We start from the raw sequence: 25,527 nt of genomic DNA, 5'->3' as shown, positions 1-25,527 counted from the left end.
TGAAAAATTTTCCCTCTCTTCCCCCGCGCCCCCATCTCTCCTTTCAAAACTTTTTAATTTTTAAGGGCAGGATGACAGGGGGAGAGGAAAGGGAAAAGAGGTAAAAATAGGAGGGAATCGCTGGAAAGAGCCCTGCGTCCGCAACGCCCTGTTTGTACAGGATATGCTGTGCGGCCTGCGGAACTTGTACGACGGGCATTGCGTTTAACGGCGGAAGTGAATCCCGCCTGCTTGCCTGCCGTCGGCGCGACCGTCCAAAGACAGGTCGCGGGCCCCAGAGCGTTGAAAAACGAGTTCGGGTTTACCTGTGGCACTGACCTCGGTGTTTCCTCCAAAAAATCTGACAGACTTCCCATATCGCCCGTGATGAGGGCGTTGAGAGAATACTTTTCAGGCTGTATTTGCCGCTCTGCCTTCGGTATTCCTTCTCCCTCCACATCTGGAAATCCCATCCTTTGACACGACTGTCCGGCGAAGGCCGGACAGGAGTCGGCCACCGCAGGTGGGTCCGACAGGACACACCTGCACTGCATCCGCAGACCGAACAGAGCCCAGCCAAGCGCACCACCCCTCGCAGGCGCTGCGTTTCCGAACGCTCGCCCTTCCATAGCCTCGGGCATAATCTTCCTGTTCACCCCGTCCTGCCGAACCGGCGAAGCCGGGAGGCAGAAACAGGGGGGCGCGGGGGGAATTATTTCCCCCGCATGCCTTTCCTGCCTTTCTTCCTCTCTAACTCCATTGCTGCTTGAGGAAGGAGCCGGTGAGGCTTTGGGGGCAGTCGGCGATTTGGGCGGGGGTACCGGCAGCGACGATGCGGCCGCCGGAGGTACCGCCGCCGGGGCCCATATCGATGATGTAGTCGGCGTTTCCGATGAGGTCCATATCGTGTTCGATGACGACGACGGTTGCGCCGTTGTCGATGAGCGACTGGAAGACGCCGAGCAGGGTTTCAACGTCGAGGGGGTGGAGCCCTATGGTAGGTTCATCGAACAGGAACACGGAGTCGCGCTGAGCTCGGCCCATTTCTCCGGCGAGCTTGAGCCGCTGGGCTTCGCCGCCGGAAAGGCTGGGCGTTTCTTCGCCGAGGGTGAGGTAGCCGAGGCCGAGCTGCTGAAGCACTTCGAGGCGCTGGCGCACGAGCTTGAGATCGGCGCAGGCGTCGAGGGCCTGCCGAACATCCATGTCCATGAGCTCGGGCATGGAAAAGGCGCGTCCGGCGCTGTTCTGATACTTTACGGCGTCGGCCTCGCGGGAGAAGCGGGACCCCCGGCACGACGGACAGGGAATGTCCACATCGGGCAGGAACTGCACGTCGAGACTGACAACGCCGGTGCCGTCGCAGACGGGGCAGCGCAACTTTCCGGTATTGTAGGAAAAATCCCCGGCCTTGAGCCCCAGCCTGCGGGCGTCCGACGTGCGGGCGAACACCTTGCGCAGCTCATCGTGCACGTTGGCGTAGGTGGCCACGGTGGAGCGCACGTTGATGCCTATGGGACTGGCGTCGATGAGCTTGATCTGCCGGATGCCCTCTGCGCGCAGTTCACGCACGTGATCGGGCATGCGGGCGCCGCGAATGAAGGCGTTCAGCGCAGGGGCGAGGCTTTCAAGAATGAGCGTGGTTTTGCCGGAGCCGGAAACGCCGGTCACCACGGTGAGTCTGCCTTTCGGAATGTCCACCTCCAGCGGATGCACGGTATGAATGGCCGCTGTGGCCAGATGAATGGAGCCTTCCGTAAACAGGGCATCGGCCGGGCACTGCGGACGCACGCGGAAAATCCCCCTGTGCCCGAGAAATTTCCCGATGCGTGAATGAGGATCGGCCGCGATGTCGGCAATGCGTCCTTCGGCAACCACCGTGCCGCCGCGTTCGCCGGCTTCGGGCCCCATTTCGATGAGCCAGTCGGCGGCGGAAAGAATCTGCGTGTCGTGATCGACCAGCAGCACGGAATTGCCGTCGGCCACGAGGTCGCGCATCACGCCGATGAGCCCCGCAATGTTGGACGGATGCAGTCCGATGGAAGGTTCGTCGAGCACGTAAAGCACGCCCGTGGTGCGATTGCGTACCGCGCGTGCAAGCTGCATGCGCTGCCGCTCGCCCGTGGAAAGCGTGGACGCGGCCCTGTCCAGAGAAAGATAGCCGAGTCCGAGCTCCATCAGGCGCCTTGCCGTGCTCTGAAAGGCTTCAACAATGCTTTCGGCCATGGGCCGCATGACCTCGGGCAGAGATTCGGGCACTCCGGCCGTCCAGGTCACGAGCTCTTCGAGCGTCATGGCGCAGGCCTGATCCAGTGAAACGCCCCGCAGTTTCGGCGCGCGGGCGGCTTCACACAAACGCGTTCCGCCGCAGTCGGGACAGACGTCCTCCTTCAGGAACTTTTCCACCCGCTTCATGCCTTTTTCGTCCTTCACCTTGGCGAGCGCGTTTTCCACGGTATAGACCGCGTTGTAATAGGTGAAGTCGAGCTCTCCCGCCTGATTGGAACTCCTGGCCTTGTAAAAAATGTGCTTCTTTTCCGCGGGGCCGTCAAAAACGATGGCTTTTTCCTTGTCCGTGAGATCGCGGAACGGCACGTCCGTGCGGACGCCCATCGCACGGCAGACGTCCGTCATGAGCGACCACATGAGCGAATTCCAGGGAGCCACCGCCCCTTCGTCGATGGAGAGGGAGTCGTCCGGCACCAGCGTGGAACGATCCACCGTGCGCACAAGCCCCGTGCCGTTGCACGTGCGGCACGCCCCCTGACTGTTGAAGGCCAGCTCTTCGGCCGAAGGCGCATACCAGCGCGCCCCGCATTCGGGACACTCCATCTCCAGCCCGGCCGCCACCGCCAGAGAGGGCGCAACATAATGACCGTTGGGGCACCGATGACTCGCCAGCCGAGAAAACATGAGCCGTAAACTGTTCAGCAGCTCCGTGCCCGTGCCGAACGTGCTCCGAATGCCTGCAATCCCCGGCCGCTGACGCAGCGCCAGCGCCGCAGGCACGTGCAGAACCTCGTCCACCTGCGGCTTTGCCGCCTGCGTCATGCGCCTGCGCGTGTAGGTCGAAAGCGCTTCCAGATACCGCCTCGATCCCTCCGCATACAATACCCCCAGCGCCAGCGACGACTTGCCCGAACCAGAAACCCCGGCCACAGCCACAATCTCGTTCAGCGGCACATTCACCGATACATTCTTCAAATTGTGTACCCGGGCCCCCCGTACCTCAATGCACCCCGGCCCCTTGCCTGCATTCTCGCTCATACGCGCCTCCTCCGAAAAAACATAAACTATCCCGACAGCAAACAAAAGAGAAGAGAGAGAAAGGGGATCAGCAAGGGAAAGGCAGGAAAGGCAGAAAAGGCATGCGGGGGAAATAATTCCCCCCGCGCCCCCCTGTTTCTGCCTCGCAGCTAACGCTGCTTCGGCAGGACAGGGTGAACGGGATGACTATTCCCGAGGCAAAGGGCGAGGGGGGGAGTGGAAGCTGGAAGGCCGTCTTTCAGCGCTCTGGGGCCCCGGGCGACGTCAGGAGTCTGGCCGACGGGCATAAGTAGGCGGGATTTACTCCCGCCGTTAAACGCAATGTCCGTCGTGCAAGTTTCGCAGCCGTACAGCGTGTCTTGCACAAACGGGCCTGTGTGTTCTTCGAGAGGTGGCAAGGTCAGAAATAATTCCCCCCGCGCCCCCCTGTTTCTGCCTCGCAGCTAACGCTGCTTCGGCAGGACAGGGTGAACGGGATGACTATTCCCGAGGCTATGGCGAAGGGGGGAGTGGAAGCTGGAAGGCCGTCTTTCAGCGCTCTGGGGCCCCGGGCGACGTCAGGAGTCCGGCCGACGGGCATAAGCAGGCGGGATTCACTCCCGCCGTTAAACGCAATGCCCGTCGTGCAAGTTTCGCAGCCGTACAGCGTGTCTTGCGCAACCGGGACGTTGTGGACGCCGGGCGCTTGGGGGGGGGAGGGGAGAAGTCCAAGGGCTCACGCACAACGCCGGTGCGCTCGGTAGTGCGGATCGGGGCGTTTCAGGCCTGGAGAAGTGGTGTCGCTGTTTGCTGGGGGGGAGGGCAGACGCTGCATCTCTTTGACACGGGCAGTCGTGCCGCCGAAAGGGATTGCCGGAGGAGGAAAAAGGGGGCGACGCCCGGAGAAAAACGACGGCTCTTGATGAGCGCGGTTTCGCGCATGTTTGTGACCTGTCTGGGGAGCTGTTTTCGCGCCTGCCGAACGTGGACCGAGAAGGTTTTCCAGAGAATTTGCGGGGAGAAGGGCTCAAGACTGAGAGGAAAACGCGTCGACGGTATTTGCTGGGGAAAAGCGTCCCTCTACCTGCCTGCGTCGGGTAGTCGCAATCTAGCTCTAACCTCTTGAAACATGGCGAAAATCCGGGGAAACGCCTGCCGGTTCCTCTTTTCGTCTCCAGCCCGTCTTCCTTTGCTTCTTGCCCTTGCCTTCTCCCCGGTTTCTGTTTCCCTGCCGACTTTCTGTTTTTCCCCTCGCAAGACTTTCCTCAGTCTTGACACAGCCTTCGCCCTCAACATACCTCCTCCAGCCACCCTCAAAATTAAAAAGTTTTGAAAGGAAGGATGGGGGTGCGGGGGAAGGAAGGGAAACTTTTTCAAAAGTTGCCCTTCCTTCCCCCGCCTTCTCTCTTTCCTCTCTTCATTTACAAAAAAAGGCGGCCGATCGAGGGAAGGGCCGCCTTTTTTTATGAATTGGGGATGGGGTTATTTTTTATTGAGTTCAGGTTCCTGGGGGAAGATGGGCGTGTAGCGATAGGCCAGGGAGAGGACCATGGCCGCGTAGGCGAACACGAGGAAGCAGCTAGCCCATTCGGCCCAGTTGGGGGCGTAGGTGTACCAGCTGTCGAAGGGCATGACGGGCTGGGCCAGGCCCTGCACGGTGAGCACGTAGCGGTTGATGGTGATGCTCGTGCAGGTAAGGAAGAGCATCAGGTAGAAGATCCACGGCTTGGTGCGCAGGGGCTTGATGAGCAGCACGATCATGGGAATGATGATGAAGGCGTGTTCGAGCCAGAAGAGCCACTTGCCGTAGATCCAGCCGTGGAACATCTGGTCGAAGGTGAGGCCTTCGCCGGCGAGCATGTCGGTAGCCCAGTACCAGCTGTCGAGGCACTTGAACACGGTGTACACGATGAGCATGGTGCCGCCGACCTTGCCCATGAGCTGCTTCACGTCCCAGCTGACGAGCTTGCGGCCGGACATCTTTTCCATGAGGGTGCAGACGAGCACGGTGAACATGGGGCCGGAGGCCACGGCGGAGAGCACGAACAGGAAGAAGGTCCAGGGCCAGATGAAGAAGCCTTCGCGGAACAGGTAGGGGCGGCCGAAGAGCACGCCGTACATGCCGCCGAGGGAGCCCTGGTGGAACGTGGACAGGAACGCGCCGATACCCGCGAAGATGGGCATGTACACGTGGAAGTTGTGGGCCAGCGCGTGGATGAAGGGACGCTTCATGAGCTGGCGATTCTCCAGCACCAGGGGCACGAACTCAAGGATGAGCACGATGCAGTAGCAGGTGATGCAGAAGATAACTTCGGTGAGCATGGAGTGAACGTTGGGGTACCAGTAGCCGAACCAGCAGCGGATGGGCTGACCGATGTCGAGCACGAGGATCATCATGGCGCCGGTGTAGCACAGGAAGCCTATGACGGCGGCGAGGTTCACGATGTTCTTGAGCTCGTCGATGTTGAGAATGTAGCGAAGAGCGCCGGTAAAGAAGGCGCCTGCGCCGAGGGCGATGACGGCGAGGTCGAAGGTGATCCAGAGACCGAAGCCGAAGTAGTCGTCCATGCCGGTTTCGCCGAGGCCGAAGCCGAGGACGCGCACGGCGGCGTACAGACCCCAGAGGAAGATGACGCCCAGAATGGACATCCATCCCGTGAACTTAGTGAGAGAGCAGCGCTCGCACCCTTCCGGGAAGAGCTCCGCATCAACGGGTTTGCTGTAATCCATAACCTACCCCTGCTTTGTGGCTTCGCCGGTCTTTTCGTGTTCGAGATAGTTGTCGCCTTCGCGGCGCACCCATTCGCGTTTGCTGATGTAGTACACCTGGGGATCGGTGCCGAGGCGTTCCAGCAGACGGAAGGCGTAGGGGCTCTTGATGAGCTCATGCACCTTGTGGGCGGGATTGTTGAGGTCGCCGAAGGTGATGGCCCCGTTGGGGCAGGCTTCGGTGCAGGCGGTGACATACGCGCCGTCGGGCAGGTTCATGGGATCCTGACCCTTGGCGACGGCGGCTTCCTGAGCCTTCATGAAGCGGTGATGGCAGAAGGAGCACTTTTCCACGACGCCGCGCATGCGGGTGGAGACGTCGGGGGTGAGGGCCTGAGCCAGATCGCCGGGCCACTTCGGGTCGTACCAGTTGAAGTAGCGGGCATGGTAGGGACACGAGGCCATGCAGTACCGGCAGCCGATGCAGCGGGGCGGAATCTGGCTGACGATGCCGCCTTCTTCGCGCTTGTCGGTGGCGATGACGGGGCACACCGACACGCAGGAAGGTTTGCCGCACTGCATGCAGGGGCGGGGCAGGTAGGCCACTTCATGATCGGGGAAGGGCTTGTGATTGGTGAGACGGAACACGGTGAGCCAGTTGAGCGAACGGAGCTTGTTGCTGCCGTCCACGGCGGGAGCGACGTTGTTTTCCGCCTGGCAGGCCACCATGCACGCGCCGCAGCCCGTACACTTGTCGATGTCGATGACCATGCCCCATCTTATTTTGAACTGTTTGACTTCAGAAGACATCACGACCCCCCTATGCTCTTGCGGCCTTCACGCCGGCAAGGCCCCAGACCGGCAGGCCGGTGCCGGGTTCTCTGCAAACGCTGGTCAGCGCCAGGACATTCGAGCCCTTGCCCTTGCTGAACTGGTCGAAGGCGGTATGGCCAAGACCGGCAACCAGAGAAACGGTATCGGGCAGGATGCCTTCAAAAATGGCGGCAACCACGGTGATTTCCACATTGTTGCCGGCAACCAGCTTGACGAGGTCTCCGGCCTTTACCTTGAGTTTAGCGGCGGTGGCGCCGTTCATCTGCGCCACGCTGTACTTGCCCTTGAGCTGATAGTCGGTGACGACCTTGGTGGCGAAGGGCGGAATGGCCGTCTGCGGCGTGCCCATGGCGAGCACGGTGACGGGCGCAACCTGCAGATCGCCTTCCGCGCCGCGGGCGGAAGCGGCGGCCTGAATGGCTTCCCAGTTGTAGAACAGCGGGGAGGCGGGCAGGGTGACGCCTGCGGTGTGAACGACGCCTTCGTTGATCATGGCGCGGAAGGGCGCGCCGAGGGCGTAGGCATGCTTGTACAGCAGTTCGGGCATGTCCTTGACGCCGAGGTCGAGCTTGAGTTCCTGGGCGAGGGCGATGAACAGTTCGCCGGCGCTGCGGGCATCGGCGAAGGGCTTGGCCACCGGACGGGCGAGCGCGTAGGTCACGCGGCCGGAACCGTAGGGGGTCTGCACGTCGTCGAAGGCTTCCATGCCGAGGGCGGCGGGAAGCACGAGATCGCACGCTTCGCAGGTTTCGCTCATGAAGCTGGCCACGGCCACGGAGAATCCGGCCTTCTTGATGGTCGCCCCGATGCCGGAATCGGCGGGCAGGGCGTAGAGCGGATTGGCGGCGTACACGAGCAGGAGCGCGGGAGCCTTGACCTTGTCTGCGGCCACGGCCTGGGTGTAGTCCACGAAGCGCTTGCGCAGGGTTTCGCGGTAGTCGGTGGCGTGGGCGGTGACGGACACGGGGAAGGGCAGATCGAGCAGACCGCCCTTTCTGTTCACGCTGCCGAGCAGCATGTTGATGGCCACGGCCGCCATGACGGGGCCTGCGCCGCCGCCGCTGCCGAGCGCGGAACCGGCGATGACGAGCGGACGTTCCGCTTCGACCACGGCCTTGGCCGCGGCTTCGAGGCGCGCGACGGGCACGCCGGTGATGCCGGAAACCTTTTCAGGGGTGTAGGCCGCGGCGAAGGAGGCGAAGTTGCCGAGACCGGCGGCGAAGCCGGTTTTGCCCGCCTTGATGACGAGGTGGGCGATGCCGAGCAGCAGGGCCATGTCGGTGCCGGGCTTCATGGGCAGCCAGAGATCGGCGCCTGCGGCGGTGTTGTTCTGCACGGCGCCGGCGTAGATGAGCTTCTGGGTGGGCGTGCCCGCCACGGGATGCGTGCGGTTGAACAGGCTGCGGTTGGCGGCCACGACGCCCCAGCTTTCGAGCACGGGAGCGCCCACGGCGAGGATGCAGTCGCTGCCTTCCATGTCGTAGCCCAGGCGGCCCTGACCGCCCATGGCTTCCCATGCGGCGGCGGCGGGAAGTTCCTCGTCGGGCATGAAGTAGAAGTCGGAAGAGCCGCGCTGATTCAGAATGGAGGAAAGCACTTCGTTGATGCTCGACGTGGGATCGCCGGACACGGCGGCCACGGAAGAGCCGGCTTCCTGCATTTTTTCTTTAAGGATGGCTTCGGCCTGTTCCCAGGTGATGGCCACATAGGCGCCGTCGGCGGAGCGGCGCAGCGGAGTTTTAAGACGCGCGGGGCTCACGCGAAGTTCGGCTTCGGCGGCGGCGAGCGCGGTCATGGCCCCGTGGGTCACGGGGTTGTTCTTGTCGCCGATGGTGCGCACGGGCACGCCGGCCACGGTGCGCACAAGGAATCCGGTGCCGGACGGGCACAGTTTGCTCACTGTGGGCAGGTATTCGCTTTCGCCCTTCTTGAGGCGCGGAATCCAGCCCCAGTTCTGGGTCCAGTACACGGCGTCGTAAAGAGTGTTCCAGATGATGGGAGACGCCACGAGGCCCACGGTCCCGCCGGCGGCAAATTTAAGAAATCCTCGTCTATCCATGATTTCCTCGCTTTTGCCTTACTTGTGGCAGGTGAAGCAGGCATTGCTGGCGTTGGTGTTGCCCATCGCCATATGTTCGGCATGGCAACGTTCGCACCCCCACATCAGCATGGTGTTTTCGGAGTATCCCGAAAGCCTGTTTTCCCGATAGACGGGCGGCACGTCCGTTTCGGCCACGTTGAGGTGGCATCTGGAGCAGAACGCGGCCGTTTCCTTGGGGCCCTTGAGTTCGGCAAGCGCGCCGAAGTGCAGAGCGTGACTGAAGAACACGTTGTCGGGCTGCTTCTGATAAATCAGCCATTCCGACTTGATCTCGCGGCCCGTCTGAACGTAGTCGCGGACGAAGCGCGCTTCTTCAGGGTTGGAGCCCAGAACCGTGAAATGGCATTCCGCGCACTGAGCGGTGGTGGGCGTTCCGCTGAACGATCCGTCGGCGCGCACGAAGTGGCACTGCTCACAGGTCATGCCCTGCTTCTGTACGTGTTCGACGTGGCTGAAGGCGATGGGCTGCTTTTTGGTTTCCTTCATAAGGTTGGGCAGAACCCACCATCCCAGAATAAGGGCCACTACCAGCCCCACGACAAACGCGCCCCAGCCACAGCTGCATTTTTTTGCCGCAGTCGCCGGTGTGGTTGTGTTGTTCCTCTCCTCCATCCCGATGCCTCGTGCTGGTTGAGGTGATAAAAAAGGACAGTGCGCATCTTCCGGACGGGCCGGAAGGGAGGCATGTCGGAACCGTTTGAAATTCCTTGCCTTTACGGCGACGGTTCCAGTGAACTTTGTTATATTAGTTTAAAAAGAGGCGGCTTGCAATGGTGAAATCGCGTTTCGTTCTGCATCATGCGCAAGGCTCTCGGGTCGGGCGCAAGGGGCATGCGCGGAATTTCTCCGCCTAAGCATGGAATATCTATGAAGCTTTCCAAAAATCCCCGCGAAAGAATCATCCTTTTGACTGGAAATTTCTCCGATAAAAAAAGGTATGTTATTTTTTTCATTTACTAAAATGATCCGATCCGTCTCCCGTGCCGCTCAGGGTTCGCGTCGAATCTTCCGTTGAGGCGTCCTTTTCGGATTCCCTTTACGACTCTTGCCATAACCGTCAACCCTTTTTATACTTTTTGCGAAGCGGTGTTCCGTCTTCCTTTTCCATCAACGTTCCGGGGAGCGTCCCTCGTCTTCGGAACAAACGTAAAAGGCGGGTACTTGCATGCAGCAGGCCTTGGATTGTCGTATTTGTGGCAGAAAATTCAGCAAGCGCGGAGGCATCCGGCATCTGTGCAAGGAAACCATCGCAGACTTTGCACGGTTCGATATCGACGCCGAGGACATGTGCATGTCCTGCGCCATGGACAAGGTAAAGGAACTCTCCCTCGTGCGCGAGGAACGGCTCGGCGATCTCAAGGCGGAACTCAAGGAATATCAGGAAAAGGTGCTTCAGGAAATTCAGGTGTTCACCACGCCGCATCCCGAGACCTGGTCCTGCGGCATCAAGGGCGTGGTGTCGGGCTACGCGGTCATCGGCGTGGGCGCCTTCACGGGCCTGGCCAACGTGCTCACCGACTTTTTCGGCGGCGAATCCGAAGACTACCTTAATAAGATACGTCAGGCCGAACGCCGCGCCATCAACGTGGCCAAAATGCAGGCCATCGAAATGGGCGCCAACGTGATTTCCGGCATCCGCCTCGAAGTGAAGAGCGGCTCCACCGGTCTGCTGCTCGTCTCCTGCGTGGGCACGGCCCTCGAACACGGCTCCGTCAACATGCCCGACTTCGCCAAAATGCGCGAACTCTCCGTCGAATACCATAAGCTCAAGGCCGAACGCCTTCCCATCGTGGCCGGCACGTCCGAAAGCTACTCCGAACTCGCCCCCGCCAAGGACGAAAAGTTCCATATCCCCCCCTATCTCTAGGCCGTACCCCATAAATCCCGCCCCGCTTCCCCATCCCGAAGCGGGGCTTTTTTTGTGGGAAAGGCAGGAAGAGAGGAAAGGCAGGAAAGGCAGAAAAGGCAGAAAAGGCAGGAAAGGCATGCGGGGGAAATAATTCCCCCCGCGCCCCCCTGATTCTGCCTCGCAGCTAACGCTGCTTCGGCAGGACAGGGTGAACGGGAAGATTATGCCGGAGGCTGTGGGCGAAGGGGGGAGTGCCGACGGCAGGCCGTTTCTCGAAGCTCTGGGGCCCCGGGCGACGTCAGGAGCCCGGCCGACGGCAGGCAAGCAGCCGGAATTCACTTCCGGCGTTAAACGCAGCCGCCGTCGTGCATGCGATGCAGGCCGTACAGCGTGTCTTGCGCAAACGGAGCTGCGTGTTCTTCGGGAGGGAGCAAGGTCAGAAATAATTCCCCCCGCGCCCCCCTGATTCTGCCTCCCGGCTTCGCCGGTTCGGCAGGACAGGGTGAACGGGAAGATTATGTCCGAAGCCAAGGGCGAGGGGGAGAGTGAAGGCAGAAGGCGTTTTTTCGACGCACTGGGGCCCCGGGCGACGTCAGGAGCCCGGCCGACGGGCATAAGCAGGCGGGATTCACTCCCGCCGTTAAACATAATGCCCGTCGTGCAAGTGATGCAGTCCGTACAGCGTGTCTTGTGCAAACGGGCGACGGCGGTACTCGGGCGTTTTTGCTCCCGCGTTCAAACCGGTCTGCGCCTTGACAGTCAAAGTCGTTTGCCTGTACACTATCTCCCGATATTTTTCAGCCGGAGGGATGGCAGAGCGGCTGATTGCGGCGGTCTTGAAAACCGTTGAGGGTCACACCTCCGGGGGTTCAAATCCCTCTCCCTCCGCCACGACAAAGTCTCAGAAAGCCCTATAAGGTACTTAAAGCCTTGTAGGGCTTCACTTTTTTAATTCTGTTAGTCTCACTTGGTCTCAGTTGATTCTTGTGCATATCCGCTCTGGGGATGTATGAGGGGATGTATGGAGTCCATGCATCCCAGGGCCCTTTCCGCCATACATCCCCAAGGAGCATTTCATGAGTGGAATCAACAAGTTGACAGACACAAAAATCAAAAAAACACAGCCTTCCGACAAGATTATTCAGCTTGGAGACGGCGACAGGCTCTGGCTTGTCGTTTACCCCTCCGGAAAAAAGGTCTGGCGGGTCAAATGGAAAAGCGATCACAGGCAGGATCAATTCACCATTGGCCATTATCCGGGTATTTCACTGAAGCAGGCCAGAATGGAACGGGACAGGATTACCGGACTGCTGGATCAGGGAATTGATCCCAACGTTCAGAAGAAGGCCGAAAAAACGTTTGCCATGGAGCAGATGGAAAAGGATGCCAGAACCTTTCGTGTAGTCGCTCTGGAATGGCATAAGAAAAGAACCAAGGTGCAGACGGAAAGCACACGCCGCCTGAAAATGCAGCGGCTTGAAAAGCACGTCTTCCCCGTCATCGGCGATAAGCCTATGGCTTCACTGACCATGGCTGATCTTGTTGCCATGCTGCAGCAGATAGAAAGTACGGGCCATGCAGAAATGGCACGACGTGTCGGACAGATCGTAGGACAGATATGTCGTTACGCCAGATTACTCGGTGATATTCCCTATGACATCTCTACCGGCATGACAGAGGCTCTTGAGGCAAAACCGCCGGTAAAGCATCGAGCAACCATCACTGAGCCTGAACGAGTGGCCCGGCTTCTTCTCGATATTGATGAGTATAGCGGAAATATCGTCACACGCTATGCTCTGCGCATCATGCCCTATGTCTTTGTCCGCTCGCAGGAGCTTCGCCTTGCCAGGTGGTCGGAAATCAATTTCGAGAAGCATCTCTGGGTAATCCCTAAAGAGCACATGAAAATGAAAAAGCAGCACGTCGTTCCGCTGGCCTCTCAGGTGGAACGGCTCTTTCGTGAGCTCCATACATGGACAGGAAGTCATGAGCTGATCTTTCCTTCGACCCATTCCAAGACACGGGCGATTACGGACGTGTGTCTTCTGAATGCACTGCGTCGCATGGGATACGGACGAGATGAAATGTGCATCCACGGATTCAGAGCCATGGCTTCCACGCTTCTTAATGAACAGGGATATCGTCCGGACGTCATCGAAGCCCAGCTTGCCCATACGGATAAGAACCAGGTTCGAGCTGCATACAATCACGCCCAGTACCTCCCTGAGCGGATACGGATGATGCAGAAGTGGGCAGACTATCTGGACAGCCTGAAGAAGACCTGCCGAATTCGTTCTTCAGCAGAAGACTTCGCCTCTGCAGGCACAGCGTTAACGAAAAAAAGCGATCTGGTGCTGGACAATTCCGACGAAGGTCCGTTGCCGGAAATGGCGGTATGACTTTTTCTCTTGCCTTACTGAGCAATTCTTCGTATGTTTTTCCATGCACAACACCTCACGTGCACTCCGCTCCATCCAGGAGTCGCGGAATAACGGTCTCTGACCTTATTATAATTGTACGACAAGTATAAAAGTAGCTTTCCGGTCGGTACTCCCGGAAGCGCATTATAAAATTATTACTTCTAATTACCGATAATGAAACGTATTTCCATCAAAATCCATCAAAACCGCTGCTCCTCATTTGGTCCCTTTTTCGGATCGACTTTGACGTCAAGCCGATAACGGCTTCTCCCCCTTTTTGGGTGTGTGTAATTGCTCAGGTCTCAGAGGTTGCAGCCAGGAGACCTGACGATGACAACTTCAAGATCATCTCAATTCGTTCGGGCATCGGATCTCGCCGCCATTCTGGGTGTCAGCAAGTCAACCATCTGGCGTTGGCGGGCTGAAGGCAAGTTGCCCGATCCTTTCCGCCTTTCAAGTCGTGTAACAGTCTGGGAGCTGAAGGAAGTTCTCGCCTTCGTTGAACAGAAGCGAGATCTCTCTCTTTAGGCCTATCTTCGAGTACGGCGTGCCGTACGAGGTAGGCTTGCGCACTCCGCCTGCTGTCTCACTAATGGTCTGCATACGCCGCTATCGGTGCAGTCCTTCTCGGCATGCGTACTCTCCTGAATACCGGTGCAGGGTCAAACTCTTTGGCGGCTCTGCACTGTGAAGGTAAGGAGTTACAAGTGAGTACTGCCATCGAACCTTTTGGGTCCTATATTACGAACTTAGAGGGTGAAATCATTTTTGAAAAATATCTGCTAAGGTGTTTGCTTTCCCCCACTGCTCGATTTAGCATCATAGGAATTACGGAAAATTCAACCAGCCACAAATGGGGACTACTCGTATCCTTCAAGGATTATAGCTCCCATGAAAAGAAACTGGAAATCCCTCTTTCCTGCATCCATGCCAAGAACAGTTCTTTCTTCCGGAATATTCTCTGTGACGGCGGGTATTCTTGTCGGAAAGGATTTCCTCCGGATGTCTTGTTTGAGCGTATTCAGCAGGATTTGACTTGGTATCCTTTTGTCACACGTATCACCAAAGTAGGCTGGCAAAGAGCCCCAGAGGTGTACATCCTTCCTAAACGTATCTACGGCACCTTTGACCAGAGCAAATATCACTTTGAATGCAGCTGCAGTGGTTACCGCAATCATGGAAACCTTCAAGAGTGGGGCCAGCTTGCCGAAACTGCTGTTGGAAATACCCGTTTCGTTTTTGCGCTGTGCGCAGCTTTTGCTGCAGTTCTCCTGACTCCTTTGGGAATTGAAGGGGGAGGATTTAATTTTGTGGGTGAATCATCCTCCGGGAAGACTACGGCTCTCAAAATTGCCTCGTCAGTATGGGGAAATGATATAATATCTTGGAATTCAACGATAAACGCTCTTGAAAACATTGCTTCGGAGCATAACGACAATCTTCTGGTCCTTGACGAGCTGGGAGAAATGGATTCAGGGTCCTTTCATCAGACGGTGTACATGCTGGCCAATGGCTTTGGCAAAAACAGAAGCAGCGGAAACGGTAAACTGCAGGAAAAAAATTCCTGGCGTTGTTTGTTTCTTTCGAGCGGAGAAGTCAGCCTCATGGATAAGCTCTCAGAAAAAAAAGCGTCCTGCCATGACGGGCAACGTGTTCGCTTCCTGGACATTCCTGTACGTGCCGACATGATTATGCATCTCCATGGGAGAAGCAGTGCCGCTCAGCTTGTTTCGGATATGGTCTCCCTTGCTGATCAATACACCGGTACGGCTGGACCTCAGTTTTTAGAGTGGCTGACGGAAAATTTGCCAAGTCGGATTAGCTGCTTGAAAAGACAACTGAAACAAAAAGAGGACATGCTTTGCGGCTCTGAAGAAAAAACTGTGATCAGGCGAGCAGCTCGTCGTTTTGCCCTCGTATGGATTGCTGGCGAGGCTGCCTGGAACGCAGAAATTTTACCTTTCGAAATGGACATAGAAGCCGCAGTTCGCAGTTGCTACGATGACTGGCTGAAGGACTACGAGAATTCATCGAATCAAGAACAACAACAATTTCTCTACAAGTTTCGGGCCTGTATTGAACGGAACCGGTCAAAGTTCATCCATGTCAGTATGTCTGGCGATAACGTTTCCAAACTGATCGGATACTATAATCCCAAATCGAAAGGAACGGAGTATCTCTTCTCCAAGGCAACCTTTCACACCATGTTTCCTCAGAAAAAGGCGGTGGAATGGCTGAAACAGGCCGGATGGCTGAAGACCCGCAAGGATCGTGATGACAACGAACGTGTGGTCTGCGGCAAGAAAGGATATTACTATGTGGTAGTTCTTCCCAAGGACTGATAATCTCAGGGCTCTTTTCAGCAATGAAAGGAGCCTTTTTATTTTTGCCGTTCGTCAGAAAATTGACGGAAAGATGCTGCACATATTGGCTGTCTTGACGAAAAAAATAGAGTCATACAGTTGAAATAGATCAGATAATTAAAAAATCGTCAGAATTCCGTGGCTAAGGGGGGAAAGAGCTGTCATAGCCCAAAAGTACGACGCGCTGTAAAACGAATACCACTACCGATGCAAACAGGGAGGGCGGAAGAAAAGCGTCATCACGCGGCATATGATTCGACACGCTCGCAAAAAAATGCCCCGTCAGAACATGGTACTGACGGGGCGAATATGGAGGAGAACGCTCAGGGAGAAGCAGTGCGTTTAGTGTTGGGCAGGAGCTTCTTCCGGGATATCCTAGGAATCGGTGTGAACAATGATGCCGTTCCGGATCTCAAAGATTCCGCCGAAGCCCTGCTCTTCCTCCCATCGCCATTGCCAGTGGCCTTCAGGGCATGATGCTGCCATGACCTCCGTAAACGTTTCAGGATAGCTCCAGGGCGTATCGAAGAAGTAGCTGGTGTCGTCATGTTTCCGGCAGCAGGCATCCCACTTGCAGCCCCAATGGCTGTTTGTGAAGGTGTACCAGTCTGCGGCTCCGAATTTCTTGATGAGATTTTGAGCACACTCGGCGGTACAGCAGCTTTCGATGAAGCCTGACGGATGCTCCACATAAAGCAGCCCTTGCTGCTCATACTCCGTGCAAACACGATCCGCATACCGATCCTTGAACATCTGCATTTCCTCCGGGGAAACGATTCTGTTCGGAGAACTAGTTTTTGAGAGCTCACGCGGGAGAGGGACAAGCCTGCTGAAGCAGAATTCACCTTTCTCATCCACGATATGCTCACGAGTGAACGAAACAGCCGTTTCATTGAGCGGGGTAACGGTGTTGGATACCCAGTTCGGCATAACAACCTCCTTAAATAGCAAAAGCCGGACTCCGTGAGGAATCCGGCCTTTTGCGGTTGATGGTACTATGAGGTGGGGACTACTGATCTACAGATCCGACATGATGTAACATTTTCGGCAGTGAGGGCAGAAAAACAGTTGTTTTCTGAGCCGTGCATACCGAATCTTTTGACCACGACTGTGAACGTTGAACAGGTTCCACAGGAACCGGAAGTCAACGGGTATCATCGTATCTGATGAACACTTCGGGCAGTGCATGGGGGACTCCTTATCGTCGATAAGTTTTCACTGAGCACGAAACCGTGTCATCAGTAATATTTTTATATAATAATTGAAAATATTAACAAAAAATTAGCTCTTAGCCGTGCAGGCTTACATGTCTGATGCTCATTGTTTCGTCCTCCTAACCGCAGTCTCCTTGCTAGGTGTGTCTGCAAACCTTGTTCTCGAAAAGAGGGAAGCCGAGTTAGGTAAGGTTTTCATCGTGTTACGACAGGGCAATGTGCTACTATGACATCCCTGAAGACCTCTGGCTCTGACTTGAGCCTATACTGCCGACAGAAGGTTCTCCTCGAGGATGGCGACCGACTGGTGACATCAGAAACTTTCTCAATGTTGTACATGGGATGCTGCGAACCGGATCTCCATGGCGGGCTTTGCCAGAGAAATATGGTTCGTGGAAAACTGTATATTCCCTATTCAAGCGTTGGCAGAAAAGAGGATATCTGACCGTTATCCTTGAGCGTCTTGCCTGCAGGCTGACATGAATCACACCATGATTGATGGGACATACGTTCATGCTCATAAGCATAGTGCCGGAGCTCGGCATAGCTCTGGAATCAATCAGGCTCTCAACCGAAGTCGTGGTGGTTTTACATCCAAAGTCCATGCGGTGGTGGATGCTCTCGGTAATTTGACAGCTTTTATTGGTACGGCAGGAGTATCATCGAAGCGATTCACCAGCATGCCTGTTGGATAACATGTCTAAAAAGTGTACTTTTCAGACACTCTTGATAATGTCAGTTTCTTTTCAGTCCTATAGCAAGGAATATTCTAAAATTCCAGCAGAAAAATAACGCTGAGTTATTCTTTCCCCCGCCAGCCAAAAAGTACACCTTTTAGACGCTCCAACTGAGGATTAGCGTATGGCTGGGGAGAAAAGTACCATCATCACAAGCCATGTGAGTGATATCAATAAGCTGTGTCTGTTCGAGGAGTTCGTCAGAAGCAGGTATCTTCCCTACGTGCAGCAAAATAAACGAAGCTGGAAGACTGACGAGCGATATCTGAACCGACATATCCTGCCCTATCTTGGTAACTGTTCTCTGTCCGAAATTTCTGAAGAACGGCTCAGGGGATGGCTCTCTTCACTGGAAAACAACGGTCTCTCCCCCAGTTCACAGTATCGTCTGTTCTGGCTCGTCAAGTATATTTTGAATTTTGCCGTACGGTTGGGAGTGCTCAAGAGTGATGCCGCATTCCAGAGTATGGTCGTGCGCAAAAGGAAGCCGCAAACAGTTCCAAAAATTCTTACTTCAGCAGAAGCATTGAAGCTTGTTTATCTGCTTGAGGAATATGCCGCTCGTCCCAGTGCGCAGGCTATTCATTTGCTTTTGCTTACCGGTGCCAGCAAGTCGGAAATCCTTTACGCCCGCTGGCAGGATGTGCATCTGCGTCGTGCAGTCCTTGCCACGAGGATGACCTATACAGGGGAAAGCAGACTGATCCCCCTGAACGCCGAAGCAATCAGACTTATTCGCAGACTTCCCCGTCGTAAAGATGTGCCGTGGCTCTTTGCCTCGTCATCTGGGCAGCGTCTTACGTCTGTTTTTTATACCTGGAATCTTCTGCGTACCAGGTTGGGAAGACCGGAGCTTCGTATTCAGGACATCGGGCAGAGTTTTGTCGCGTCTCTCGGAAATAGGGAAGCCTATGAAACTTTTGCGCAGCATTATAGAGCACAGCATTCCAGAAACACCGTCTATGACACACAAATCATCGATAAATAATAATAGGTTGAATTTCATGAAGACCACTATACATGTTGTGCTTTCATCTGACGACAACTATGCCTATCCACTTGCTGTTACTATTATGTCCGTTCTCTGCAACAGAACGGAGGGCGATGATCTGCTCTTTCATGTGCTAGACGGGGGACTATCTGAGGAAAGTCGTCGCCGTATCAGCGACATGGTAGAAGTAAAAAAAGCCTCCATCGAGTTCATCCTCGTCTCAGCTGAACAGTTTTCCGGTGTATGCCTGCATATCACTAAAGAAAATCATGTCAGCCTGGCAACATATTATCGGCTGCTTATTCCTTCACTCGTTTATGCCGACCGGTGCATCTACATGGATTGCGACATGATATGCCGATCGAGCCTTGCTTCGCTGTGGAACACCCAACTCAATGGAGACCTTGCCGCAGCGGTGAAAGACATCGACGAAGACAAGCAATCTGCAAGGCTTGGGCTGAAACGCTACTTTAATGCCGGACTTTTTCTCATGGATCTCGAATCCATGCGCCGTGAAAACACGCAGAAGGACTTCTTCCTGTTTCTTGAAGAGCAGCATGAACGCATCGTCATGCACGATCAGGATGTTCTGAACTGTGTCTTGGAAGGGCGTATCCATGAACTCGATATGACATGGAACTGTCAGGTAGCCAAAACGCACAAGTGCAGGGAAACCGGATTTCATGCGCTGAGCAGAACGGCAAACATTCTGCACTTCATCGGGCACAAAAAACCTTGGCATTGGGGGTGCAAGGCTCCGGGGCGTGCGGAGTTCTGGAAGTATGAAAAAGAAGGACCGTGGAAAGCTAGCTGGCTCGTGCGCCTTTTCAAGCAATGTTCTTTTCTCTCTTTTAAAAGGGCCCGCTCATGAATCCGTCCGTTTCCGTTATCATTCCAGCCTACAATGCAGAAACATATTTAAGAGAAACTCTTGACTGCGTCATCAATCAAACACTAAAAAACATTGAAATTCTTTTCGTCGACGACGGCAGTACCGACAGAACGCTCGACGTCATCTGCGAATATGCAGACACGGATCCCCGCATCAAAATTCTCCACACTTCTCACGAGGGTGCAGGAGCCGCCAGAAACACGGGCATGGCTTCAGCCCGGGGAGAGTATCTGTCGTTCCTTGACGCGGACGACCTCTTTGACGCTCAGATGCTGGAAAAAAGCTATCTTCTGGCGCAGCGTACGCAGGCCGACATCGTTGTCTTCAAATACTGCGAACAAAATCTCATGACAGGAGAACTCTGGCATGACCGTGGTCTTTCCCACCGGGCCATTGAACACGGAGGAAACATTGCTATCGGAATCGACGGACTTTCCTGGACGAATCCGGCTCCTTGGAACAAACTCTTCAGACGCGCATTTCTGAAAGAACACGGGCTCCGCTTCCAGAATCTTCGCACATGCAATGACTTTGCCTTTACCAAAATTGCAACTCTTGCTGCACGGCGTATTTTTTTTCTGAATGAAGAGCTGCTTATCTATCGTAAGAATCCGCATAATATCAGCAGCAAGCGTTACCACTATGCTTCCAATATTATTGAAGCTGGAAAAGAAATTCTTTTATACATCAAAAACAATACTTCTTTTTACAATCTTAAACCATTTTATAAAATGATGTTTAACCATTGTATGTATGAGTATGAACAATTTCCAACATTGCAAGATGCTAATATATTTATCAAACATGTTATTTTATTTCTTCCATTTTACTATCGATATAAATTTATCAAGCGAGTAATTAGAGGAAGAATAAAGAATTTATTAAATACAATGTTTTGTTATCACGGATGAGAATTAATTATAGACCTTCATCATCAGGAATACATGTATGAATGTTGCCATCGCTGGTACAGGTTACGTCGGACTGAGTCTTGCCGTTCTGCTGGCTCAACATCACAATGTCACCGCTGTAGACATACAGCCCGCCAAGATTGATCTTATCAATCGACGTCGTTCGCCCATTGCCGACAGCGAAATTGAATCCTTTTTCGCGACACGCAGTCTGCGTCTCACCGCCACCCTCGACGCCGAAGCCGCCTATCGTCAGGCAGACTATATCATCGTAGCTACCCCGACCAACTATGACGCAGAGCATAATAGGTTCGACACTTCTTCCATAGAAGACGTGCTGAACATCGTGGAGCGCGTGAATCCTCAGGCGGTTGTCGTCATCAAATCAACGGTGCCTGTGGGCTTTCTGCTCGATGTTATGACGCGGCATGCCCTGCCGAATATACTGTTTTCTCCAGAATTTCTCCGCGAAGGACGGGCTCTTTACGACAACCTTCATCCCTCCCGCATCATCGTGGGGGTGCCCCGGGGAGGCTCGGAAACGCTTCGCCGTCACGCCGAAACGTTCGCCACTCTGCTCCAGGAAGGGGCGGAAGACAAAAATATTCCCGTCCGTATCGTCAACTCCACAGAGGCGGAATCCATCAAGCTTTTCGCCAACACCTATCTGGCTCTCCGTGTGGCGTTTTTCAATGAACTCGATACCTATGCCGAGCTGCACGGACTGAATACAGCTCAAATCATCGAGGGGATAGGTCTCGATCCCCGCATTGGGCTTCACTACAACAACCCGAGCTTCGGCTACGGCGGCTACTGCCTGCCCAAGGATACCAAACAGCTCAAAGCCAATTTCGCAGACACGCCTAACAATATCATTTCGGCCATCGTTGCGGCTAATGCCACACGTAAAAACTTCATCGCTCATCAGATTCTGGAGCGGAATCCTGCCACCGTAGGAGTGTATCGCCTTACCATGAAAAGCGGAAGTGATAATTTTCGTGCATCGGCCATTCAGGATGTAATGCGCCGGATAAGCGCTGCTGGAGTAAAAGTGGTAATCTATGAACCTTCTCTGTCAGGGGATAAATTTGAAGGATTTGATGTTATCCACGACTTGAAAAATTTTAAAATCACATCAGATGTTATCTGCTGTAATCGCATCTCCGATGAGTTAATAGACTGCAAATCTAAGATTTATACTCGTGATTTGTTTGGTAGAGACTAAAAATATTCATTGCATAACGGAGTTATTATGCATTCTTCCATAATCAAAGTAAAAAACGCCTTTAATGAGTCAGAAACGGAAGCATGTATTATTATAGAAAATAATATAAATTATGTTCCAAAAGTTTCTGTTATTATTCCTGTATATAATACAGAAGAATATCTTTGTAAATGTCTTGATAGTATTATAGGGCAAACGCTTAAAGAAATAGAAATTATTTGTATTGATGATGGTTCAACTGATAAGTCTCTTGATATCATTAAAGATTATGCTAGAAAAGATAAAAGAATTACTGTTATTTCTCAAAAAAATCTTCATGCTGGAGTGGCAAGAAATGTAGGAATTTCGGTTTCTAAAGGAGAATATATTCATTTTTTAGATAGTGATGATTGGTTAGATATAAATAGTTATAAATGTATGTACGATATTATTACTAATATTAATGTTGATATTGTAAAATTTAGATCATATTCATTTGATAATGAAAATAATAAAATAGTTAATAGATATTTTACTAATATGGGAGCTATAAATAAAAAATATTTTTATAAAAAATTAAACTTTAATGATGATTATGAAATTATGATTCATATTTCAGATGCACCATGGTCAGGTATATATAATAGAAAATTTATTATTGATAATAATATATTGTTTGATAATTTGCTATGTTCAAATGATGTTACATTTTTTTATAAATGCATTTTAAAATGTAACTATGTTTATCTTACAGAGAAAAGATTTGTATATTATAGAATAAATAACAATAAATCATTAATTGGCATAAGAAAAGATCATTTTAATTGTCAAATTATTACATTTTTTAGAATAATTAAAATGATAGAAGATAAAAATATTAATATAAAAAAATGTATAAGAAAGCATTTAATAGAATCAATTTTTTTTCGTTATGATAATTACTTAAAAGAATCTCACGAAAAAGACAAAATTGTTAATGAAATGAAAATACTTGTTAAACATATAAATGATGATGAAGTAATGTCTAAATATAAATGTCTTTTTTACAGTCTTAAGTATGATATTTGTATATCTATTATTATACCAGTATATAATTCTTCGCAATATATTGAAGAATGTCTAACTAGTATTATAAATCAATCTATGAAAAATATTGAAATTATCTGCATAGATGATTGCTCAACTGATCATTCATTTTCTATATTGAAAAAATATGAAAAGCTTGATTCAAGAATAAAAATAGTAAAAAATGAAAAAAATATAGGTCCTGCAGGCTCTAGAAATATAGGTATTTCTATGGCAAAAGGACACTATATCGGTTTTGTTGATTCAGATGATTACATTTCTTCCGATTATTTTGAGAATCTTTATTTGTCAGCAATAGAACATAACGCAGATATAGCCTCTACATCAAATGTAATTCGTGTTCCATCATACGATAAAAAGAACATGGGCATTACACAGGATATTTCAACAATTAATGATAAATATAAGATGATTATATCAACAGGTGTATGCTGGAATAAAATATATAATAACAATTTTATTAATAAAAATAATATACATTTTCCATTTGGGTTTAAATATGGAGAAGATAATTTATTTGTATTTACATCAATTATGTACTCTAATTATATTTCTTATACAAATAAATCAATATACTATTATAGGGAAAATAAATCATCTATTATCCTTTCAAAGAAAGATGAACGCTGCTTTGATATGATAGATGTATACTATTTAATATACAATGAAATACAAAATTTAAAATTTGAAAAAGAAAAAAATATATATTTAAACTGTCTGTATGATAGAGTTAAAAAAGATTGTACTGGAACATATTTTCTTCTTCCTGAAAATTTACGTTCAACTTTTTCTAAAAAATATCATGAATTATTTCCTACAGTGGAACCTCTTCCAGAGTTTCCTGATGTTATCATATCTCTCACATCTTATCCATTACGAATTAATACTGTAAGCTACACGATAAAATCACTTTTAAAACAAGATTGTCATTATAAAAAAATTATTCTTTGGCTTGCTAAAGAACAATTTCCTCAGGGAGAAAAAGAACTTCCGACGGATCTTACAGATTTGATTTCTGATTCTTTCTGTATTGAATGGTGTACTGATCTCAGATCATACAAAAAATTAATTCCTGCCCTTAAAAAATATCCAGATGATATTATCGTAACTGCTGACGATGATATCATCTATCCGCGTGACTGGTTGCGCCGACTTGTACATGCGTATAGCGAGCATCCTGACATGATTCATTGCTTGCGTGCACATCGTATAGTTATTCATAATGGAAATATTTTGCCTTATCAGAGATGGAATGTTAAAGAGTATAATGTTTCTCCAAGTTTTTTAAATTTCTTTACAGGTGTAGGTGGTGTTGTATACCACAGTAGCCTACTATATAGGGATGTTATGCGTGAAGATATATTTACTAAAATCTGTCCTGATGCTGATGATATATGGTTCTGGGGAATGAGTGTATTACAGGGTACAAAAATAAACATTGTAAATCCGCCCATGGTGGAACTAAATTATGTCCCTCACTCTCAGGATGGGGATTTGCCATTATGGAAGAAGAATGTCCTGCAAAATGAGAACGACATTAAACTGAAGGCATTTTTAGATGCATACCCAAGCGTAAGAAAAATATTGATTGCTGAGAACAAGAAAGTGAGAGTAAAAGAAACAATTAATAGATTTTCAAAGCCTTATTACAAGGAAAAGAATAAAAATAATAAGTCTATTTATATTTTTGGCTTACCTGTTTTTAGAAAAATGAAAAGTGGAACAAAAAAACGAATCAGCATTCTTGGCATACAGCTTTACAAGAGTGAACAGACTGATTCAAAGAAACGTATCTCTATTCTCGGTATCCCGGTGTACTCAAAAAAGACAAGCGGATTCCGTACAATTCGTCGTTTACTTTTTTTCAAATTTAGCAAGTTTAACTGGAAGCGCTCTATTGAGTCTGATCTTCATCAGCTCATAGAGTCCGTCAAGTTTCTACAGAGTGACATTACCAACAACCGTGTCACGCACAGCATGGAGATAAAGAAGATAAGAAAGATTACGGAGGCTGCCCACCGTTCAGCCGCAGAATGTGTATGGGCCCTCACATACAACAGTGTAAGTTCCCAGAGTGAATGGCTAAAAAATACAACCTTTGCTCCGGGACGCTGGGCGCTAGGCTATCCAGCCCTTTACATTATGTTCCGTGTACTGAACGAAGCTCGGCCTAAAAGCATTCTTGAGCTTGGACTCGGCCAGAGTACACGCATGATTGCTCAGTACGTTGCTGCGAATGCTGATGTAGAGCATATAGTAGTAGAACATGATGAAAACTGGATCAACTTCTTTAAAAATGATTTCTCACTTTCATTGCGCACCAATATTCTTAAGTGTGATCGATCTATGGAATCGTATAAGGATGCAGAGGAAGTTCGTGTCTTTGTAGGATTGTCTGAAAAACTTGATAAGAAAAAGTTTGACTTCATATTCATTGATGCTCCTCTTGGCGGAGATATGAAAGTCTATTCACGAATTGACGTCTTGAAGATGATTCCAGAATGCCTCGCTGATAATTTTATTATTATGCTAGATGATACAAACCGTTCTGGAGAGCTCAATACTTTGAAGGAAATGATGTCTACTCTTGAACAAAACAATATTTCCTTTGTGTCTGGTACATATAGAGGTGATAAAGAAACATCCGTTATTTGTTCACCCGACCTTGGATTCTTTAGCTCGCTTTAATACGGAGTCCCCATATGCGGAATCATAGGATATAGCGGACATCGCCCGACTGTCTCCCTCCTTGTGGAGGGTCTGCATAGATTAGAATGTCGCGGCTCTGACCCTTTCGGCGTAGCCTTGTTCAGAATAGCAGAATCAAAGTAACCAAGTCAGCGGGTAAGTTCTCCAATCTGGAATCTAGGCTTCAGACGTCGGGCGCTATGCTGGCAGGGCGGGCATCTGGCCACACGCTGGGTCACTCGCGGTCTGTCTGTGGAGCGCAACACCCATCCTCACCTCTCGCAGGACGGGCAGATACCCATCATT

General features: G+C 51.4%; 15 protein-coding genes and 1 tRNA gene. 10 read left to right on the top strand and 6 right to left on the bottom strand.

All coding sequences use genetic code 11. From position 1 onward, the window contains the following. Positions 1-729: 729 nt before the first annotated feature. From ABGT79_RS01980 to qrcA, 5 genes are all read right to left on the bottom strand, one after another. The gene (locus ABGT79_RS01980; protein WP_346664769.1) at positions 730-3,243 is read right to left on the bottom strand and encodes a hypothetical protein; all 2,514 of its coding nucleotides are present in this window, start codon (positions 3,241-3,243) and stop codon (positions 730-732) included. Between the two features lie 1,461 nt (positions 3,244-4,704). Then, positions 4,705-5,952 (bottom strand): menaquinone reductase integral membrane subunit QrcD, encoded by a 1,248-nt coding sequence (gene qrcD, locus ABGT79_RS01975; protein WP_346664768.1) that lies wholly within the window; start codon positions 5,950-5,952, stop codon positions 4,705-4,707. Positions 5,953-5,955: 3 nt separating this feature from the next. After that, entirely contained in the window at positions 5,956-6,741 is a 786-nt protein-coding gene (qrcC, locus tag ABGT79_RS01970) for a menaquinone reductase iron-sulfur cluster-binding subunit QrcC (RefSeq protein WP_346664767.1), read from the bottom strand. Between the two features lie 10 nt (positions 6,742-6,751). Next, the gene (gene qrcB, locus ABGT79_RS01965; RefSeq protein WP_346664766.1) at positions 6,752-8,824 is read right to left on the bottom strand and encodes a menaquinone reductase molybdopterin-binding-like subunit QrcB; all 2,073 of its coding nucleotides are present in this window, start codon (positions 8,822-8,824) and stop codon (positions 6,752-6,754) included. An 18-nt stretch (positions 8,825-8,842) separates the two neighbouring features. Further along, on the bottom strand, positions 8,843-9,478 hold the full coding sequence (gene qrcA / locus ABGT79_RS01960; RefSeq protein ID WP_294488391.1) for a menaquinone reductase multiheme cytochrome c subunit QrcA: 636 nt from the start codon (positions 9,476-9,478) through the stop codon (positions 8,843-8,845). 553 nt (positions 9,479-10,031) lie between these two features. Here qrcA and ABGT79_RS01955 point away from each other — a divergent pair. The 5 genes from ABGT79_RS01955 to ABGT79_RS01935 all read left to right on the top strand — a co-directional run bounded on the left by ABGT79_RS01955 (position 10,032) and on the right by ABGT79_RS01935 (position 15,477). After that, positions 10,032-10,733, top strand: a complete 702-nt coding sequence (locus ABGT79_RS01955) for a heavy metal-binding domain-containing protein (RefSeq protein WP_346664765.1) — start codon at positions 10,032-10,034, stop codon at positions 10,731-10,733. A gap of 785 nt (positions 10,734-11,518) precedes the next feature. After that, positions 11,519-11,606 (top strand) — tRNA-Ser (locus ABGT79_RS01950). A 185-nt stretch (positions 11,607-11,791) separates the two neighbouring features. Further along, the gene (locus ABGT79_RS01945; protein ID WP_346664764.1) at positions 11,792-13,114 is read left to right on the top strand and encodes an integrase arm-type DNA-binding domain-containing protein; all 1,323 of its coding nucleotides are present in this window, start codon (positions 11,792-11,794) and stop codon (positions 13,112-13,114) included. A gap of 351 nt (positions 13,115-13,465) precedes the next feature. Further along, a complete protein-coding gene (locus ABGT79_RS01940) occupies positions 13,466-13,663 on the top strand; it encodes a helix-turn-helix domain-containing protein (protein ID WP_346664763.1) in 198 nt (65 codons plus the stop codon). Between the two features lie 179 nt (positions 13,664-13,842). Next, complete coding sequence (locus ABGT79_RS01935; protein WP_346664762.1) at positions 13,843-15,477, top strand: DUF927 domain-containing protein; 1,635 nt, start codon at positions 13,843-13,845, stop codon at positions 15,475-15,477. A 396-nt stretch (positions 15,478-15,873) separates the two neighbouring features. On the opposite strand, the gene ABGT79_RS01930 is transcribed toward ABGT79_RS01935, so the two are convergent. Next, complete coding sequence (locus ABGT79_RS01930; protein WP_346664761.1) at positions 15,874-16,428, bottom strand: hypothetical protein; 555 nt, start codon at positions 16,426-16,428, stop codon at positions 15,874-15,876. A gap of 1,145 nt (positions 16,429-17,573) precedes the next feature. Between ABGT79_RS01930 and ABGT79_RS01925 the strand changes: the two genes are divergently transcribed. Genes ABGT79_RS01925 through ABGT79_RS01905 form a run of 5 tightly spaced genes read left to right on the top strand, consistent with a single transcriptional unit; the run spans position 17,574 to position 25,221 of the window. Continuing rightward, positions 17,574-18,437: a tyrosine-type recombinase/integrase gene (locus tag ABGT79_RS01925; protein WP_346664760.1), complete on the top strand. Its 864-nt coding sequence runs from the start codon at positions 17,574-17,576 to the stop codon at positions 18,435-18,437. A gap of 16 nt (positions 18,438-18,453) precedes the next feature. Further along, positions 18,454-19,311 (top strand): glycosyltransferase family 8 protein, encoded by an 858-nt coding sequence (locus ABGT79_RS01920; RefSeq protein WP_346664759.1) that lies wholly within the window; start codon positions 18,454-18,456, stop codon positions 19,309-19,311. Next, complete coding sequence (locus ABGT79_RS01915; protein ID WP_346664758.1) at positions 19,308-20,243, top strand: glycosyltransferase family 2 protein; 936 nt, start codon at positions 19,308-19,310, stop codon at positions 20,241-20,243. The genes ABGT79_RS01920 and ABGT79_RS01915 overlap by 4 nt, the downstream gene beginning before the upstream one ends. 37 nt (positions 20,244-20,280) lie before the next feature. Beyond that, on the top strand, positions 20,281-21,468 hold the full coding sequence (locus ABGT79_RS01910) for a nucleotide sugar dehydrogenase (RefSeq protein WP_346664757.1): 1,188 nt from the start codon (positions 20,281-20,283) through the stop codon (positions 21,466-21,468). A gap of 27 nt (positions 21,469-21,495) precedes the next feature. Further along, positions 21,496-25,221, top strand: coding sequence for a glycosyltransferase (locus ABGT79_RS01905; protein ID WP_346664756.1), 3,726 nt, complete (start codon positions 21,496-21,498; stop codon positions 25,219-25,221). Positions 25,222-25,527: the final 306 nt, after the last annotated feature.

The sequence above is a fragment of the uncultured Mailhella sp. genome, from assembly GCF_963931295.1.
Lineage (GTDB): Bacteria > Desulfobacterota > Desulfovibrionia > Desulfovibrionales > Desulfovibrionaceae > Mailhella.
The sequence above is the reverse complement of the archived record's forward strand: the minus strand, read 5'-3'. Positions and strand labels throughout refer to the sequence as shown.

What these genes read in the sequence shown, in the direction of transcription:
- ABGT79_RS01915 (WP_346664758.1), top strand. Translation starts at nt 19,308, where the DNA reads ATGAATCCGTCCGTTTCCGTTATCATTCCAGCCTACAATGCAGAAACA.
- qrcD (WP_346664768.1), bottom strand. Translation starts at nt 5,952, where the DNA reads ATGGATTACAGCAAACCCGTTGATGCGGAGCTCTTCCCGGAAGGGTGC.
- qrcA (WP_294488391.1), bottom strand. Translation starts at nt 9,478, where the DNA reads ATGGAGGAGAGGAACAACACAACCACACCGGCGACTGCGGCAAAAAAA.
- qrcB (WP_346664766.1), bottom strand. Translation starts at nt 8,824, where the DNA reads ATGGATAGACGAGGATTTCTTAAATTTGCCGCCGGCGGGACCGTGGGC.
- ABGT79_RS01930 (WP_346664761.1), bottom strand. Translation starts at nt 16,428, where the DNA reads ATGCCGAACTGGGTATCCAACACCGTTACCCCGCTCAATGAAACGGCT.
- ABGT79_RS01940 (WP_346664763.1), top strand. Translation starts at nt 13,466, where the DNA reads ATGACAACTTCAAGATCATCTCAATTCGTTCGGGCATCGGATCTCGCC.
- ABGT79_RS01910 (WP_346664757.1), top strand. Translation starts at nt 20,281, where the DNA reads ATGAATGTTGCCATCGCTGGTACAGGTTACGTCGGACTGAGTCTTGCC.
- ABGT79_RS01920 (WP_346664759.1), top strand. Translation starts at nt 18,454, where the DNA reads ATGAAGACCACTATACATGTTGTGCTTTCATCTGACGACAACTATGCC.
- ABGT79_RS01925 (WP_346664760.1), top strand. Translation starts at nt 17,574, where the DNA reads ATGGCTGGGGAGAAAAGTACCATCATCACAAGCCATGTGAGTGATATC.
- ABGT79_RS01905 (WP_346664756.1), top strand. Translation starts at nt 21,496, where the DNA reads ATGCATTCTTCCATAATCAAAGTAAAAAACGCCTTTAATGAGTCAGAA.
- qrcC (WP_346664767.1), bottom strand. Translation starts at nt 6,741, where the DNA reads ATGTCTTCTGAAGTCAAACAGTTCAAAATAAGATGGGGCATGGTCATC.
- ABGT79_RS01955 (WP_346664765.1), top strand. Translation starts at nt 10,032, where the DNA reads ATGCAGCAGGCCTTGGATTGTCGTATTTGTGGCAGAAAATTCAGCAAG.
- ABGT79_RS01945 (WP_346664764.1), top strand. Translation starts at nt 11,792, where the DNA reads ATGAGTGGAATCAACAAGTTGACAGACACAAAAATCAAAAAAACACAG.
- ABGT79_RS01980 (WP_346664769.1), bottom strand. Translation starts at nt 3,243, where the DNA reads ATGAGCGAGAATGCAGGCAAGGGGCCGGGGTGCATTGAGGTACGGGGG.